Here is a 1522-nt window from a genome sequence, read left to right on the forward strand (position 1 = left end):
CGGGCGGTTCGGTTGCGTCCAGCACCCGGGCGGCATCGGGATCATGGGCGCGCAGGGCGTCCCATTCGGCCAGCGCCCGTGGCAGGGCCAGGGCTTCGGGCAGCCAGGCGGCGAAGACCCGGCCGGTGGCGCTGTTGAGCAGCGGCAGCACCGAACCCACCCGAACGTTGACGGTCACCGGCAGCCGCGCGTCGCGCCATTGCACGATGGTGGGGCCGTGCTGGCCCCAGACGGAAATGAAGACGGTCTGGCCGATGGCGGCGCTCAGGCCGTCCAGGCTGCCGGCCGCCAGTTTCACGAAATCCACGTCGGCCAGCGCCGCCAGTCCGGTGTGCAGGGCCTGCGGGCCCAGCCGGTAGCGGGCGCTGGCCGCGTCCTGCTCCACGTAGCCGCGCCGCTCCAGCGACACCAGGTAGCGGTGCACCTTGGCGCGCGGCATGTCCAGGCTGCGGCCCAGCTCGGACACGGACAGGGCGCCGCCCAGTTCGGCCAGCCGGGTCAGCACGTCCAGGGCGATTTCGGCTGATTGGATCCCCGTGCTGCTATCTGTTGACATGAGTTTGTCTCTTATTAGAATACGTGTATCACTAAAAAATACAGCGCTAGCCAGTCACTGGCAACGTGGAGACCAGCAATGACACAGCCGGACCGCGCTGCGAGCCTGTGCGGACAAACCCGCAGCGGGCCCGCGACGTGCCCGCCTGCCAGGTTCCCCGCCGTATAAACAGAGTTCCACGCCGTAGCGGATCGGCGCAAAGCATAAGACATCCGCGTATCCAAGGAGACTCCGCATGACCCCTCGTCGTACCCTCATGACCGCCGCGCTGGCCGCCCTGCTGGCAGCGGGCGCCGCGCCCGCGCTGGCCCAGGTGAAAATCGGCGCCACCCTGTCCACCACCGGTCCCCAGGCTTCCCTGGGCATCCCCGAACGCAACACCATCAGCCTGCTGCCCACCGAGATCGGGGGCGTCAAGGTCGAGTACGTGGTGCTGGACGACGCTTCCGACACCACCCGTGCGGTCAGCAATTCCCACAAGCTGATCTCCGAGAACAAGGTCGACCTGATCGTCGGCTCTTCCACCACGCCCAATACCATGTCCATGCTGGACACGGTGGCCAGCGGGGCTACCCCGGTGATCACGCTGGCCTCGTCGGCGCGGCTGATCGAGCCGGTGGACGACAAGCGGCGCTGGGTGTTCAAGACCCCGCACTCCGATTCGCTGATGGCCGAGGGCATCGCGCGGCACGCCGCCGCCAACGGCGTGAAGAAGCTGGCCTTCATCGGCTTCAACAACGCGCTGGGCGAGACCTTCTGGGTGGAAATCGAGAAGGCGGCCAAGAAGCACGGCATCGAGGTGGTGGGCAAGGAAAGCTTCGCGCCCACGGACACGTCCGCCGTGGCTCAGACCCTGAAGGTGATCGGCGCGGCGCCTGACGCCGTGGTGGTCGGCGCCTCGGGCACGCCCGCCGCGATGCGTGGATCGATATTGAACAGCGGCACGACGCCTGGCGTGACGCCAGT

General features: G+C 67.7%; 2 protein-coding genes. One reads left to right on the forward strand and one right to left on the reverse strand.

Annotated features, from left to right (window positions below; genetic code table 11):
• Positions 1–556, reverse strand: a 556-nt coding sequence (locus VIR09_RS21640; protein WP_332014719.1) for an IclR family transcriptional regulator, incomplete at its 3' end; no start/stop codon positions are given.
• Between the two features lie 235 nt (positions 557–791).
• On the opposite strand from VIR09_RS21640, the gene VIR09_RS21645 reads away from it, so the two are divergent.
• Positions 792–1522, forward strand: a 731-nt coding sequence (locus VIR09_RS21645; RefSeq protein WP_332014720.1) for an ABC transporter substrate-binding protein, incomplete at its 3' end; no start/stop codon positions are given.

The sequence above is a fragment of the Achromobacter sp. genome, assembly GCF_036567245.1.
Classification (GTDB): domain Bacteria; phylum Pseudomonadota; class Gammaproteobacteria; order Burkholderiales; family Burkholderiaceae_B; genus Achromobacter.